The organism is Shewanella sp. KCT (assembly GCF_007636505.1).
GTDB lineage: Bacteria > Pseudomonadota > Gammaproteobacteria > Enterobacterales > Shewanellaceae > Shewanella > Shewanella halotolerans.
Genome location: NZ_LVDJ01000006.1, coordinates 78,351 through 92,487, shown reverse-complemented (window position 1 = coordinate 92,487; position 14,137 = coordinate 78,351). Strand labels below are relative to the sequence as shown.

13 protein-coding genes are annotated in these 14,137 nt (G+C 55.5%); 4 read left to right on the top strand and 9 right to left on the bottom strand.

The features are described from left to right. Positions 1–47 precede the first annotated feature (47 nt). The gene (locus AYI87_RS10495; protein ID WP_144201888.1) at positions 48–1,343 is read left to right on the top strand and encodes a glycerophosphodiester phosphodiesterase family protein; all 1,296 of its coding nucleotides are present in this window, start codon (positions 48–50) and stop codon (positions 1,341–1,343) included. 106 nt (positions 1,344–1,449) lie between these two features. On the opposite strand, the gene proC is transcribed toward AYI87_RS10495, so the two are convergent. The 6 genes from proC to AYI87_RS10470 form a co-directional block, all read right to left on the bottom strand. Further along, positions 1,450–2,307, bottom strand: coding sequence for a pyrroline-5-carboxylate reductase (proC, locus tag AYI87_RS10490; RefSeq protein ID WP_258406656.1), 858 nt, complete (start codon positions 2,305–2,307; stop codon positions 1,450–1,452). A 23-nt stretch (positions 2,308–2,330) separates the two neighbouring features. Next, positions 2,331–3,578, bottom strand: coding sequence for a glutamate-5-semialdehyde dehydrogenase (locus AYI87_RS10485; protein WP_144201884.1), 1,248 nt, complete (start codon positions 3,576–3,578; stop codon positions 2,331–2,333). Between the two features lie 2 nt (positions 3,579–3,580). After that, positions 3,581–4,681, bottom strand: coding sequence for a glutamate 5-kinase (gene proB / locus AYI87_RS10480; RefSeq protein ID WP_144201882.1), 1,101 nt, complete (start codon positions 4,679–4,681; stop codon positions 3,581–3,583). Between the two features lie 12 nt (positions 4,682–4,693). Further along, on the bottom strand, positions 4,694–6,190 hold the full coding sequence (gene putP, locus AYI87_RS10475) for a sodium/proline symporter PutP (RefSeq protein ID WP_144201880.1): 1,497 nt from the start codon (positions 6,188–6,190) through the stop codon (positions 4,694–4,696). Between the two features lie 4 nt (positions 6,191–6,194). Next, positions 6,195–6,371 (bottom strand): hypothetical protein, encoded by a 177-nt coding sequence (locus AYI87_RS21215; protein WP_186300604.1) that lies wholly within the window; start codon positions 6,369–6,371, stop codon positions 6,195–6,197. A 551-nt stretch (positions 6,372–6,922) separates the two neighbouring features. After that, positions 6,923–7,852, bottom strand: a complete 930-nt coding sequence (locus AYI87_RS10470; protein ID WP_222116774.1) for a LysR family transcriptional regulator — start codon at positions 7,850–7,852, stop codon at positions 6,923–6,925. A 110-nt stretch (positions 7,853–7,962) separates the two neighbouring features. Between AYI87_RS10470 and AYI87_RS10465 the strand changes: the two genes are divergently transcribed. The 3 genes from AYI87_RS10465 (at position 7,963) to AYI87_RS10455 (ending at position 10,707) form a co-directional block, all read left to right on the top strand. After that, positions 7,963–9,078, top strand: a complete 1,116-nt coding sequence (locus AYI87_RS10465; RefSeq protein WP_144201879.1) for an NADH:flavin oxidoreductase — start codon at positions 7,963–7,965, stop codon at positions 9,076–9,078. 21 nt (positions 9,079–9,099) lie between these two features. Continuing rightward, a complete protein-coding gene (locus tag AYI87_RS10460; RefSeq protein WP_144201877.1) occupies positions 9,100–9,711 on the top strand; it encodes a LysE family translocator in 612 nt (203 codons plus the stop codon). A gap of 102 nt (positions 9,712–9,813) precedes the next feature. Next, positions 9,814–10,707 (top strand): mechanosensitive ion channel family protein, encoded by an 894-nt coding sequence (locus AYI87_RS10455; protein WP_144201875.1) that lies wholly within the window; start codon positions 9,814–9,816, stop codon positions 10,705–10,707. A gap of 6 nt (positions 10,708–10,713) precedes the next feature. Here the strand turns inward: AYI87_RS10455 and mgtE are convergent, their stop codons facing one another. The 3 genes from mgtE to AYI87_RS10440 form a co-directional block, all read right to left on the bottom strand. Continuing rightward, positions 10,714–12,069, bottom strand: a complete 1,356-nt coding sequence (mgtE, locus tag AYI87_RS10450; RefSeq protein WP_144201873.1) for a magnesium transporter — start codon at positions 12,067–12,069, stop codon at positions 10,714–10,716. A 287-nt stretch (positions 12,070–12,356) separates the two neighbouring features. Then, positions 12,357–13,148, bottom strand: coding sequence for a DUF4344 domain-containing metallopeptidase (locus AYI87_RS10445; RefSeq protein WP_260865119.1), 792 nt, complete (start codon positions 13,146–13,148; stop codon positions 12,357–12,359). Between the two features lie 72 nt (positions 13,149–13,220). Next, on the bottom strand, positions 13,221–13,898 hold the full coding sequence (locus tag AYI87_RS10440) for an HNH endonuclease (RefSeq protein ID WP_144201871.1): 678 nt from the start codon (positions 13,896–13,898) through the stop codon (positions 13,221–13,223). Between the last annotated feature and the right edge of the window lie 239 nt (positions 13,899–14,137).

Below are 14,137 nucleotides of genomic sequence, written 5' to 3'. Positions count from 1 at the left end.
CTGGCTAGTATCCCTGGCCGACTATGGTTAATTAAGGGAATAATAAAGTGCGAATTCAATCAGCTAATCTAACTGCCTTAGCGGGCATCCTACTGGGAAGCCTCAGCCTGGCGGCATGTAATAGCAATGATGATGACAGTCAGGAACCGAGCAATCCCCTCATCAAAGTGATGGGTATCGATAAGCAGGTTCCTGCCCAGGTGGGTGTTCGTCCCCTGTTTCTGGTGGATCAGATGGTCGATGGCGAGCTCAAGAGTCAGCTGGAGCAATGCCGTCAGGGGCCTTTCTATCGCAGCGACTTTGCCATCGGCCATCGAGGCGCGGCGATGCAGTTTCCCGAGCATACGAAAGAGTCTTACCAGGCGGCCATCGACTCGGGCGCCGGTGTGGTGGAGTGTGACGTGACCTTTACCGCCGACAAGGCGCTGGTGTGCCGTCACTCCCAGTGCGACCTGGCCACCACCACCAACATTCTGGCCATCGATGATATCGCCGCCAAGTGTAGCGTGCCCTTCACCCCGGCCGATGCCGTTAACGGCGTGAGCGCCTCTGCCACCTGTTGTACCAGCGACATCACTCTGGCAGATTTCAAGCGCCTCAAGGGCAAGATGGATGGCGCCAACCCCAAGGCCAGCAATGTGCAAGAGTATATGGCGGGCACGGAAAGCTGGCGCACGGATCTCTACGCCGGCGAGGGCACCCTGATGACCCACGCCGAGAGCATCGCCATGTTTAAGGCTGCGGGCGTCAAGATGACCCCAGAGCTGAAGGCGCCAAGCGTGACCATGCCGTTTGATGGCATGACGCAAGCAGACTATGCCCAGATGATGCTGGATGAGTATCAGGCGGCCGGTGTCTCGCCATCTAGCGTCTATCCCCAGTCGTTCAACCTCGAAGACGTGAAATATTGGATTGCCAATGCGCCCGAGTTTGGTCAGCAGGCGGTCTACCTGGATGACAGATACGATCTGAGCGACTTCGACCCGCAAAACAGCAGCACCTGGTCACCCGGCATGGATAGTCTGGCTGGTGATGGCGTGCAGATCATCGCGCCGCCGCTCTGGGTATTGGTTACGCTGGACGATGAGGGCAAGATAGTGCCGTCGGAGTATGCCAAGGCGGCCAATGCGGCGGGCCTTAAGATCATCACCTGGACTCTTGAGCGTTCGGGCCTGCTGACCCAGGGTGGCGGCTGGTACTATCAGAGCATCACTGAGGCGATCAAGGATGAAGGCAAGGCCTTCGAGCTGCTGGATGTGCTGGCGAAGGATGTTGGGGTGATCGGCGTGTTTAGCGACTGGCCGGCGACCGTGACCTACTACGCCAACTGCATGGCGAAATAAGCCCTTTGGATTTTCCCGACTGAGATAAAAGGCGAGATAAACAAGAGGCGCGCTCCTATGAGCGCGCCTCTTCTATTTTGTGCCAGGGTAAAAGGAGAGGAGCGGCTTAGCCGAGCGCCAGCTCCTTGGCCCGGCGGGCGGCGCTGTCCATCGCCCTGGCGACTAAGGCATCGAGATCCCCATGCTGAAAGGCCAGCACCGCCTGCTCAGTGGTGCCCTTAGGGGAGGTGACCTGATGGCGTAGATTAGCGAGCCCCTCCTTGCTGGCCATCGCCATAGAGACGGCGCCCATGGCGCTCTGCAGCACCGCCTTGCTGGCGGTCTTGGCTGGCAGGCCCTGGGCGATGGCGGCCTTCTCCATCGCCTCTAAAAACAGGAAGAAGTAGGCGGGCGAACTGCCGGCGGTAGCCACTATGCTGGCCATCTGCTGCTCATCCTCGAGCCAGACGGTATCGCCGACGGCGCGCATCAACTGCTCGGCATCATCGACGGCCTGCCTATCCAGGTGGCCCGGCACATAGAGGCCGGTGAGTCCCTTGCCTATGGCCGTTGGCAGGTTGGGCATGGCGCAGACCAGCTGAACATTTTGGGGCAGCTTGTCTGAGATGCTGGCATGGGTTAGTCCTGCCGCGATGGAGATCAGCAATTTTTGCTCACTCCTGCCGTTATTAACTTGCCCAAGCAGGGGGCGTAACTCGTCACACACCAAGGGGACGATGAAGGGTTTCACCGCCAGTATGATGATGTCGGCAAAGGCCACCGCGGCGCTGTTGTCCGAGTGTACCCTGACATTAAAATCCTGCACCAGGCGGCTGCGTGTGCGCTGGCTGGGGGCACAGACCAGGATATGTGCGCTCCTGTGGCCGTGCTTGATCAGGCCGCGAATGATGGCGCTGGCCATGTTGCCGCCGCCGATGAAGGCGATGCGTAACTGGGGATTTAATCCCGGGTCTTGATAAGAGATGTTGGGCCTCCTATGAATGTTTGCTAGGCGCGGATCTGACCGTCGCCATTGACCAGGTATTTCTCCGTGGTGAGGGACTCCAGCCCCATGGGGCCGTAAGCATGCAGCTTAGTGGTGGCTATGCCGATCTCGGCGCCCAGCCCCAGCTCGCCGCCGTCCGAGAAGCGCGACGAGGCGTTGACCATGACCACAGAGGCGTCGACCGTGCGCTGAAAGCGTTTGGCGGTTAGCTCATTTTCGGTGCAGATCACCTCGGTATGGCGGCTGCCGAAACGATGAATATGGGCGACGGCCTGGTCAAAGTCCTTCACCTGACGCACGGCGAGTTCGAGATCCAGATACTCCTGGCCAAACTCATCTTCGCTGAGTACCTGGGCGGTCGCGAAGTATTGCTGGGTATTGGCGCAGCAGTTGATCTTCACCCGGTGCTTGGCCAGCGCGGTGGCCGCCATGGCGAGAAACTTAGGCGCTACCTCGCTGTGTACCAGCAGACCCTCGAGTGCGTTACACACGCCGGTACGTTGGGTCTTGCCGTTCAGCAGCAAGGCCAGTGCCTTGTCCAGGTCCGCATCCTTATCCACATACAGGTGGCAGACACCCTTAAAGTGCTGAATAACGGGCACCTTGCTGTGTTCGGTGACGAAGTTGATCAGGCCTTCGCCGCCGCGGGGGATGATGACATCGATATGATCGCGTTGCTGCATCAGCTCCATCAGCAGGGCGCGGTCTGGGTCTGGCACCACGGCAATTAGCGAGGCCGGCAGGCCATATTGTTTGAGGATCTTCTGCAGCACGGCGGCGATCACCTTGCTGGTGTGCAGCGCCTCCTTGCCGCCTCTTAAGATGACCGCATTGCCCGATTTGAAGCAGAGGGCGCCGGCATCGGCGGTAACGTTGGGGCGCGCCTCATAGATCATGCACACCACGCCGAGCGGCACCCGCATCTTGCTGATGCTTAGGCCGTTAGGACGGGTACTCAGGTCGCGCTGGGCACCGATAGGATCGGGCAGGGTGGCGATGTTCTCTATTCCCTGGGCCATCGCCTCGATGCGATCTCCGTCCAGGGTGAGTCTGTCTATCATGGAGTGGCTCAGCCCCGCCTGCTCGGCGCTGGCGAGGTCGATAAGGTTAGCGCTGCGGATCTCGAAGCTGTTGTCGCGCAGGCTGCGTGCCATGTCCAGTAAGATGGTGTTCTTGGTTTGGGTGTCGACCTGAGCCAGCGTCTTGGCGGCCTGGGCGGCATCCCTAGATAGGGTTTCAATTATGCTCATATTTACTCCAATATGGCGATGTTCTCATCGCTTAAGATGGGACCGGTTTGCTGCTCGACATCATGGGCAAAGGCACGGTCCGGTTGCTTGGCGATAAAACTTAGTAAGCAACTGCTGTAATTGGCCTGGGCCTTCGCCAGCTTAGTGCCATCGCCTTTGCGCACTAAGATGGTGTCACCGACGGAAAAGTTGCCTTTTACGGCCACTACATCGTCGCTGGTCAGTTGCGTCTCCTGGTCATCCAGGGGGGCGTCGAAGTTGTCTTCGACAATCACTTCGCCCTGGGCCTGTGAGGTATGGGTCATCCAGTGCACATGCTCCTGCATGGGCTGGTCGAACGGGGTGAACAGGGTGCCCGGGTTTTGCCCCTTGAGCAGACGGTTGAAGGCATCGGGGTCGAAGCCGTTGATGATCACCGTTTCTATGCCGTGGGCGATCGCCTTCTCGGCCGCTTCTATCTTGGTGCGCATGCCGCCGGTGCCGACCTCGCTGGTGGCGCCGCCTGCCATGGCGTAGATAGCATCATTGATCTCGTTCACCTGTTTGATCAGCTTGGCATCATCGTGCAGCTGGGGATTCTTGGTGTAGAGTCCGTTAACGTCGGAGCAGATGATCAGGGCGTCGGCATCGGCCGCCGCCGCGACCATGGCCGACAGGTTGTCGTTGTCACCGACACGCAGTGTGTCTGTGGTGACCGCATCGTTCTCGTTGACTATGGGCAGCAGGCCGTGGTCCAGCAGGCTAAACAGGGTGTTCTTGATGCTGATGTAACGCTCGCGATCCCTGAGATCCCCATGGGTAACCAGCAGCTGGGCCGAGGGAAAGTCGAATAACTTATCCCAGGTGGCCATCATATCGGCCTGGCCCGCGGCGGCCATCGCCTTCTTCTGCGATACCGTGGGCTGTTTGACATCACCCAGTCGGTGCCAGCCGGCGGCCACCGAGCCAGAGGAGACCAGGACGACCTGGACGCCTTGGGCGCGGCAGTTAGCGATAAATTGGGCAATACCCAGCAGATAGTGGCTGCTGCATCCTTGCTTATGGGGCGCGATCAGGGCACTACCCACCTTAACGACGATGCGTTTCCAGTGTATGTTTGCCATGTTTCCCCCGCCTTATCTCTGCTCGGCTAGTTGACGCCCGGCCTCATCGAAGGTCTCTATGGTGTTTTCACAAGGATCGCCATCTAAGGCGCTCACGCCCCAGATCACCAGGCTGCTGGCCATAAAGCCTGGGATCATCTCATAGAGCATGGAGCTCAGTGCCTTACCCTCGGGCAGCACTGGTGCGTAGATCCAGAAGAGTACGGTGGCGGCACCGGCGACGATACCCGCTACGGCAGCCTTATGGGTCAGGTTCTTCTTGTACAGGCTAAACAGCACCAGCGGACCGAAGGCGGCGCCGAAGCCGGCCCAGGCATTACTCACCAAAGATAAGATGCTGTTGGAGCGATCCAGTGCCAGTAGGCTGGCGACTATGGCCACCCCGGCTACGCCGAAGCGTCCCAGTTTCACCATCTCCTCTTCGCTGGCCTTCTTTTTCGACACCACGCGATAGATATCTTCGGTCAGCGAGCTGGATGACACCAACAGCTGAGATGAGATGGTGCTCATGATGGCCGCCAAGATCGCCGCGAGTAGGAAGCCGCTGATCAAGGGGTGGAACAAGAGCTCAGAGAAGACGATGAAGATGGTCTCAGGGTCGCTCAGTTTCATGTCGAACTTGTTGGCATAGGCGATACCCACCAGGCCGGTGGCCAGGGCGCCTATGATGGTGACCGTCATCCAGCTCATGCCGATGTTCTTGGCCGTCTTGATGTCAGATACGCTACGGATCGCCATGAAGCGCACTATGATATGGGGCTGACCAAAGTAACCCAGGCCCCAGGAGAGCGCAGAGATCAGTCCCAGCAGGGTGACGTTTTGCATCGCCTCGCCGAAATGAGGGATAGACTCGTAGGCGAAGTTCATCATCTTATCGGCGTTGCTAAACTCCTGATAGGCCACCACGGGCACTAAGATCAGCGCGACAAACATGATACAGCCCTGGACGAAGTCGGTCAGGCTGACGGCCAGGAAGCCGCCGAGCAGGGTGTAGGAGACGACGACCCCTAGGGTGATCACCAATCCCAGCTCGTAGTTGACCTCGAAGGCCGACTCGAACAGCTTACCGCCCGCCACCAGGCCTGCCGAGGTGTAGAGGGTAAAGAAGATCACTATGATGGCCGCAGAGATGATGCGTACATTGCTGCTGGGGTCATGAAAGCGCTTGGCGAAAAATTCCGGAATCGTCAGCGCGTTGTTGGCCACCTCGGTATAGACCCTCAGCTTAGGCGCGACGATCAGATAATTCACCAGGGCGCCAAGTAACAGGCCCAAGGCGATATAGATGGTCTCGAAGCCCACCAGGAACATGGCACCGGGCAGACCCATCAGCATCCAGCCACTCATGTCGGACGCACCGGCTGAGAGGGCGGTGACCTGCGGGCTCACCTGTCTGCCGCCCAGGATGTAGCCCGACACATCATCGGTCGAACGGCGGTAGGCAAACAGGCCTATGGCCAACATGGCAAGAAAATAGATAGCGAGGGAGATGTAGGTTAAATAATGCATTGAGTTAGTGGCCTCCTAACGCTTTGTTATTTTGAATCCCACCGGGTTTCAACATGACAAAAAGATAGGTACTTAAGATGGCGAAAAGACAGGTGAGTTGCATGGCGTAAGTGGCCTTGCGGCGGGCGGTTTGCCACACCTGTGAGATGAGATTTTCTTCCGTTGCATTGTCTGACGACATAGTGCCCTCCCGAGCGAAGTGAGTGTTTTTTATGAAAAATTAATTACACAACTAATAGTTAGTGCTCGAACTATATTAGCACTCAATCGATCTGTTTTTCCACCCTGAATCCAGAGATAATGCTTAGTCGTACCTTCATCTAATCCTCTGTAGCCCTTGCGGTTACTGAAGTTGAGGCGTGATAAGTGGACACCGAAATAAAAATATGAAGCGGCAATACACCTAGTGCTGTTATGGGATTAGTCTTACCTTTGTGTGAAAAACAACCAACAATCAATTATCAGCAGCTTGGCTGGAGCTGTGGCTTGGGGCAAATCATGTCCATAGTCTCGTTGGTCATGTTGATGACTCAATGACGGCTGAGCGAATGGTTAGCACTTACCCTGTAGTGCCTGGGTTGTTGTCCATGACTGAGACCGATTGTGTATGCTTCTTGCGCGCTGTCGACCCTTATATAGCTAAGGGAAGTTTAGGCTGACAGAGTTTAACTATGGGGAGTAGTTTAATTAGCTCTGTAACTATTTTGCCATCTTGATTTCTAGGGATTCTCTCTAATCGACTTTAGGCTGTGCGTGGGTAAGCTCGGCGATCACGAAGTCGATAAACAGGTTGATCAGCGCCGAGTCTTTTCGCCTATGGCTGTAGAGGGCGTAGAAGTTGGCTGACGCAAGTTGGTAGTCGGGCAGTATGGTCACCAAATCGCCCCGCCGCAGGTCGGCATCGATCAGATATTTAGGCAGTACGGCGATGCCTAATCCAGCCTTGACCGCCTGGTAGATGGCGCTCTTATTGTTAAAAGTGAGTTCGCCGTCCAGTCGCTGTTCAATACTCTGCATGGCACTATGGTTAGTGCGTAGCAGCTTGATGCGATCGAATACCTTGTCTCTGCTGCTGAGGAGGATCATCTTGTGTTCAGCCAGCGCCTCTGGGGTCGGCGGGGCGGCATGTCGACTCAGATAGTCTTGGCTGGCGCAAAGTATAGACTCATCTTTTGCGATCAGCCGCGCCAGGTAAGGCTCTGTGGTGATCTGTGTGCTGCGAAAGGCGATGTGTAGCTTGTCTCTGTGAAGGTCGCTGTGTTCGTTGGAGAAGCTGGCCTTGATGCGTACTTCGGGATGATGACGCTTGAAGGCCAAGATGATGGGGGTCAGTATGCGTTCGCCCCAGAGCTTGGGGGCGGTCAGGCGCAGCTCGCCGCTAAGCTGGGTCTTTTGGTGACTCAGGTTGTCGAGCAGTTCGTCGTTGAGCTCGAGGATCTCCTGGGACTTGCGATAGAAGAGTTCGCCGGCGTCCGTGGTGGTTACATGGCGGGTACTGCGCTGCAACAGTCGGGTATCGAGCAGGCTTTCCAGGTATTGAATATCCTTAGAGGCCTTGCTCGGGGTGATCGACAGCTGTGCGGCCGCGGCAGCAAAGGAGCCGCGGTGGACAATGGCGGCAAATAGTTTCATCAGGTAGATGGTATCTAGCTTACTCTTCACAGTTATTATTTCCTATTGGGAAATTTACTCTTGCTAATTTACCTGATTATATCGCCACAAGGAGTGGTGTACAGTAGGCGCCATGAGTTTAATGGTGTGGAATATCTACTATGGTGACGACAAGCTTTACCCATCCCCAGCTGTTTTGCCGCGCAGGTAAGAGCGCGAAAAACAAGACGGTTCTGGCCCCGCTGACCCATAACATGAGCGAAGATAATGGCGATCTCAGCAGCGACGAAATGGCCTGGCTTAGCCTGTGTGCCCGGGGCGGGTTCGGCACCCTGATCTTGGCCGCCACCCAGGTTCAGACCGGCGGGCGCTGCTGGCAGGGGCAGCCCGGTCTGATGAGCGATTATCAGCAGGGACAGTTTGCCAAGGTGGCCGCGATGGCCAGGGGGCATGAGGTGCTGACCCTAGTGCAGTTGCATCACGGTGGCGTACGCGCCTCGGTGGAGTTAAATAGCCGTGCGCCAATGGGGCCCTCTGCCATCCCACCGGGTGGACGTTATCCGCTCGGGGTACAGGAGATGAGCGGCGAACAGATCGCCGAGCTAAAGGAGGCCTTCGTTCATTCGGCGCAGCGGGCCTTTGAGGCGGGATTGGATGGCATAGAGCTCCACGGCGCCCACAATTTTCTGCTGTGTAATTTTCTCAATCCGACCCTCAACCAGCGTAGCGACGAATGGGGCGGCAGTGTCTATAAGCGTACCAAGTTGCTGCGCGACATCATCGTAGAGATCCGCCGTCGTCTGCCCCGTGACTTTATCGTCGGCGTTCGTCTGTCACCGGAAAGCTATGCCAATGTGCGTGGCATAGCGCTGAGCCATCAGATGGAGGTTGCCAATATCCTCGCCGAGCAAGATATCGACTATCTGCACTTCTCCATGGGGGACAGCTTTAAGGCGCCGGATGAAGGCGAGGGGAGTTTCCTGCTGGCGAATATTCGTGAAGGCTTTATCGGTGATATTCCTTTGATGGTAGCGGGCAAGATTGTCGATGGCCTCAGTGCCCAACAGGCGTTGCATCTGGGGGCCGACATGGTGGCCGTGGGCAGTGCGGCCTTAGGTAATCCCGACTGGTTCAACCGGGTGTCGACTCGCACTAAGTTGATTAACCCGCCCTTTAGTCGAAAGCGGCTGAGTCTCAATGGCTTCAACGCTAAGGGACTTGAATATCTGCTCTCTGTGCCCGGGCTGGTTGCGACGCCAGACGACATTCAGGCTTAACTCAGGATAGGGAGAGACTCTGTGGATTTCTCATGGTTACTGGTCTTTATGTTGACCTTCTTTCTCATGTCGGTCTCACCTGGGATCTGCATGATGCTGGCAATGACGCTCGGCGCTAACATAGGCGTGCGTCGAACCCTGTGGATGATGCTCGGCGTGTTGGTGGGCATCGCGTCGATCGCCACCTTGGCGCTTGTCGGTATCAGCAACTTGCTTAGCCGTCATGAATGGTTGCTGCTGATGGTGAAATACCTTGGGGCAGCCTATCTCATCTATCTCGGGGTGAAGAGCTGGCGCTCGCCTTATTGTGCCAGTAAGGTGGAGAGTGCGTCGCAATCATCGCCGGGGGCGCTGGCATTGAGTGGCTTCTCCGCCGCGATCTCTAATCCTAAGGCTTGGGCTTTTCTGATGACGCTGCTGCCGCCCTTCATTCGTCCCGAGCAGCCTTTGATGACCCAGACGCTAGTCTTGCTGACGCTGGTGGTGGTCATAGAGTTTGCCTGTTTGCTGCTCTATGCCTATGGTGGTCGACGGCTCTCGAGCTTCCTTCGGCAGCGCGGCAGGGGCCAGTGGCTCAATCGTCTCTCGGGTGCCATGCTCTTTCTGGTAGCCGTGCTTTGGCTCAGTATTTAACTTAGAGAGCTGCACAGCCCAAGTGATTGACCCCGATGGCTAAATCACGCTTTTCGCCCCGGCTGTTATACTCAATGAACGGCGCAAAGTGAGGGGCGGGGCATGAGCTGGCAGGATATTAAAGAGATCTTATCATTCGTTCTCTTCACCTACGGAGACTCGGCGATCACCGTCTCTCAGGTGTTACAGGTGCCGCTGCTTTTGCTGCTGGCTTGGTTTATCGTGACTCGTATCGGCAAGCTGATCCGCCGCGCCCTGTTGGCCCGTAAGGTCGCCCCGGATGCGGTGCATCTCTTCTCCCGTATCTATCTCATACTGGCGATCGCCATCATCCTGGTGACCAGCCTGGAGATTCTCAATATTCCCATTAAGGCCTTCGCCTTCGTCTCGGGCGCCGTGGCAATCGGTGTCGGTTTCGGCGCGCAGAACATCATCAACAACTTCATCAGCGGCTGGATCTTGATGTGGGAGCGGCCGATCCGCATCGGCGATTTTCTGGAGATAGGCGAGACCAAGGGGGTGGTGGAGAGCATTAATACCCGTTCGACTCTGATCCGCCGCAACGACGGGGTGCATATGCTGGTGCCCAACAGCCAGCTGCTGGAAAATACCGTCACCAACTGGACCCTGATAGACAACATCGCCCGTTCGACCGTGAGGGTGGGGGTTGCCTATGGGTCGGATGTGGAGCGGGTGGCGGATATCATCAAGCAGACCCTGGATGAGCATGAGGAGATCTTAACTACGCCGTCTCCGGTTGCCATCTTCGAAGACTTTGGCGATAACGCACTCATCTTCGATGGCATCTTCTGGGTGTGTGCCAACACAGAGGCGGACATTCGCCGGATCCGCAGCGACATCCGTTTTCGCATCTACAAGCTGTTTACCCAGGCCGGCATAGTGATCGCCTTTCCTCAGCGGGATCTACATCTGGATGGCGAGCTTAAGATAGTCAAGGCGCCGCGAGGCAACTCTGAGGATAAAGCAGCTGAATAATCAGCGTTAAAGAATGAACAGGGTCGCCAATCCTAAGAAGGCGAAGAAGCCCACCACATCTGTGACTGTGGTCAGCACCACGCCGCCCGCCAGCGCCGGATCTATCCCTATCTTCTTCAGCAGCACAGGGATGCTGGCGCCGGCTAACACGCCGGTGATCAGCACTATCACCATGGCGAGACCAAACACCAGCCCCAGCTGCCAGTCGCCAAACCACTTGAGGGCGATGAAGGCGACCAAGGATGCCCACAGCAGGGCATTGAGCGCGCCGATACCAAACTCGTGGCCAATCAACTTGATGATGTTATTACGATTGATCTGATCCAGTGCCAGGCCTCGGGTCACCATGGTGAGGGTCTGGCTGCCGGCGACGCCGCCCATGCTGGCCACCACGGGCATGAGCACGGCGAGGGCAACCACCTTCTCGATAGCCGCCTCGAACAGGCCGATCACCCAGGCCGCCAGAAAGGCTGTGAGCAGGTTGATGCCGAGCCAGAGTGCCCGGCGGCTGGCGCTGCGTACTATGGGGGCAAACAGGTCTGGGTGATTGTTCAGACCCGCCTGGGAATAGAGGGCCTTGTCGGCTTCATCCTGGATCACGTCGATCACATCATCCACTGTGATGCGGCCAATCAACTTGTGCTCACCGTCCACCACGGGGGCCGACAGTAGATCTTTGTCTTTAAAGACTTGTGCTACCTTGCTGGCGGACATCTCTGGTGTAAAGCAGGTGATCTCTGTGGACATCAGCTCGCTTAAGCTAGTGTCCATCTCGCTGGAAACCAGCAGACTCAGGGGGATGATGCCGACCAGGGTGTTGTTTCTATCGACCACCATAAGGCTGTCCAGATGTTCCGGCAGCTGGCCTTCGCGCTGACGCAATCGGCGCAGATAGCGCAGTGCGGCTTTTATCGAGACATCGGCGCGCAGGGCGCTGATATCCACATCCATCAGGCCGCCGGCGCTCTGGTCGGGGTAGTCTCTGACTAGCTCGTATCTCTGCCTGCGCTGGGAGTCCATCGCCTGCACCATGGCCGAGACCACCGGCATGGGTAGGTCGGCGTCGATATCCGCCAGCTCATCCATCTGCATCTGGCTAAGACCGGCGATCAGCTTGGCTTCATCCGTATGTTGAATGAGCGCGCGGCGCTGGGGCTGTGGCAGGGCCAGGAGCACCTTGGCGCAGCGCTTGGGGGCAACCTGGGCCCAGACGCTTAGCCTCTCCTTTGGTGGCAGGGACTCCAGCAGCCTGGCGATTTCGGCGCTGGCTATCTCGGCTAAGATGGTCGCAATGGCGGTGTTATCGCCTGTGAGTAAGGCGGCATCTATCTTGTCTGCAAGCTGCTGAAATTTGTCGGTCATTCGATATCCTTTACTGCCTGGGTTGCACGACTCGGCCTGTCCGTTGTGAGCTGGACTCTTATCTTTCAAGTGACGGAAGGAATAAGCCAAGCTTAGTATACGCTAACCAATTTAGAGCCTTAGTGATAGCTTTGCTTCTTAAGCTGTTAGCTAAAGTGCTTAGCCGATGATGTAAGATAGGGGAGCTGGCAAGTTGGATGATTTATATACTCCATCCCTTAAAGCGCCGACAGCTCACCCGACCAGATGCGTTTTGCCTAGGTGATGTTTAGGGGCGCTCACCACCTCTACTGGCTGAGCTTTTCCGTTTTTTTGGCCTTGATGTAAGGCTCCAGTATTGACAGCCAGCTGCGCGAGATGGCGGCGTATTCTTCGATGCATAGCTCGGCCCTCTCTTCCCCTAGTAGCCCCTCTTTAACTATGGCGACATACTTGTCGGGGGCGCTGCCGTAGACGTGACATAGGGTCGTAAAGTAGCGTTGATCGTCCAGGCTGTGCTCGTCCCAAAAGTCTTCATCTTCAAGCACTTCTCTGTCGTCACTCTCGATATCAAACAGATCCGCGGCGCTTAACGCAATCTCCTGACCATCATCGAAAAACTCGACGAGTAGCGTTGTGGCGAGGGCGTCGGCGGCATCTTCCTCTTTTCCGAGAACTGGCAGCTGATACATGTCGATGAGGGCGTGGGCAAACTCGTGAAACAGGGTGTGCAACAAGGCATCATCCGTCGCCTGCTCAGGCGTCACGCCAGTCTTATCATAGTTAGCCTGCTTGAATCTGTGCCTGACCTCGTCAACGAAAGCATAGGGGATCATTATGCTGCCGCTCTCGCCATCAAACAGCGGGCCATCATCGCCGCCAAAAACAACCACAAGGGGCTCGGCAAGTTTGAAGTGGTCACTGATAAAGCTAACGCCCGTGTCTATGACACCCGATGCGATAAGCTCCTCTCTCACCGCCTGCTCTGCCTCGTCGCCAGGATTGCCATATTCGAGACGCACAGCAACCTCAGCAAAGGCTGACGAAGCCACTACGATCACCCCCGCAACAGCAAGCGATATAGATTTTACGATACTCAATATTTTTCCTTACTCGGCAATACGCCAGGATCTGGGGGCTGGAGGCGCGAACTTGATTGACTTGTAATACCTTTACTCTTGTACAAGTCTCGATAGTTTTTTATACATTGATTTTTTTAATTCAGATCTATTCATTCCGTAGTGAATTTCTCTGTGGCAGTTTGGGCATAAAGCAACTGCATTGGTTATGGTATCCGAGCCACCGTCAGCCAAACGGCGAAGGTGATGAATCTCAATGAAAGGCTCGCCATCAGCAGTTGTGAAGGGCGCTTCAGAGCCACAGCATTCACATTTTCCTGATGCCTCTACAAGAATCCAGGCTTTAACTTTTGGGTCTCTATCGAAACTTGTTACTTGCGTATGTGTTTTTCTCGGTTCTTTGACGCCATCTGGTTTGGAAAGGTTTTCCTTTGATTTATATGATATGACTTGAGCTTCAAACTCGACCACTTCGGGGAGGTTTTGTCCTTCAATTTCAGATATTAGGCTTTCGATTTCTGCCGCATTTTTTGAACCAATATTTTTCGCGGGTTTTAGACCGGAAATCCATTCTCGTCCCATAAGTGAGTAGACATAAGAGATATTCTGCATTCGAAATTCAAATGATTTTTCGGTACGCCCAAAACGACTAGCTAGTTCTGAATAGATGTGCTTTTTAACGAAATGAATGCCATTAGCTTCGTCAGAACGCATCTGAATATATGCTTTCACTGCGGCTTTTAGTTCTTCTCTTGTCCATTGAGCGCTCAATGCTGTTTCCTTTCAATATGTTAGAGAGTTAATCCGAACTCCCCATAGAGTCCAACCAAGAACTGTTAGATTTATTTTAGTCAGGAAAGATAACTCAATATGTGACAATAACTTAGCATTGAGCTTTTCAAGATAACAACTGTTAGGTGCGCAGATGAAGTGAAACTTCACATATCTAGAATGATTTTGGCTTTAATTTACCTGATTCGACCATCAAATATGGCCTAATCGAAGAGATG

What these genes read in the sequence shown, in the direction of transcription:
- proB (WP_144201882.1), bottom strand. Translation starts at nt 4,681, where the DNA reads ATGGCAAACATACACTGGAAACGCATCGTCGTTAAGGTGGGTAGTGCC.
- AYI87_RS10465 (WP_144201879.1), top strand. Translation starts at nt 7,963, where the DNA reads ATGGTGACGACAAGCTTTACCCATCCCCAGCTGTTTTGCCGCGCAGGT.
- AYI87_RS10455 (WP_144201875.1), top strand. Translation starts at nt 9,814, where the DNA reads ATGAGCTGGCAGGATATTAAAGAGATCTTATCATTCGTTCTCTTCACC.
- AYI87_RS10485 (WP_144201884.1), bottom strand. Translation starts at nt 3,578, where the DNA reads ATGAGCATAATTGAAACCCTATCTAGGGATGCCGCCCAGGCCGCCAAG.
- mgtE (WP_144201873.1), bottom strand. Translation starts at nt 12,069, where the DNA reads ATGACCGACAAATTTCAGCAGCTTGCAGACAAGATAGATGCCGCCTTA.
- AYI87_RS21215 (WP_186300604.1), bottom strand. Translation starts at nt 6,371, where the DNA reads ATGTCGTCAGACAATGCAACGGAAGAAAATCTCATCTCACAGGTGTGG.
- putP (WP_144201880.1), bottom strand. Translation starts at nt 6,190, where the DNA reads ATGCATTATTTAACCTACATCTCCCTCGCTATCTATTTTCTTGCCATG.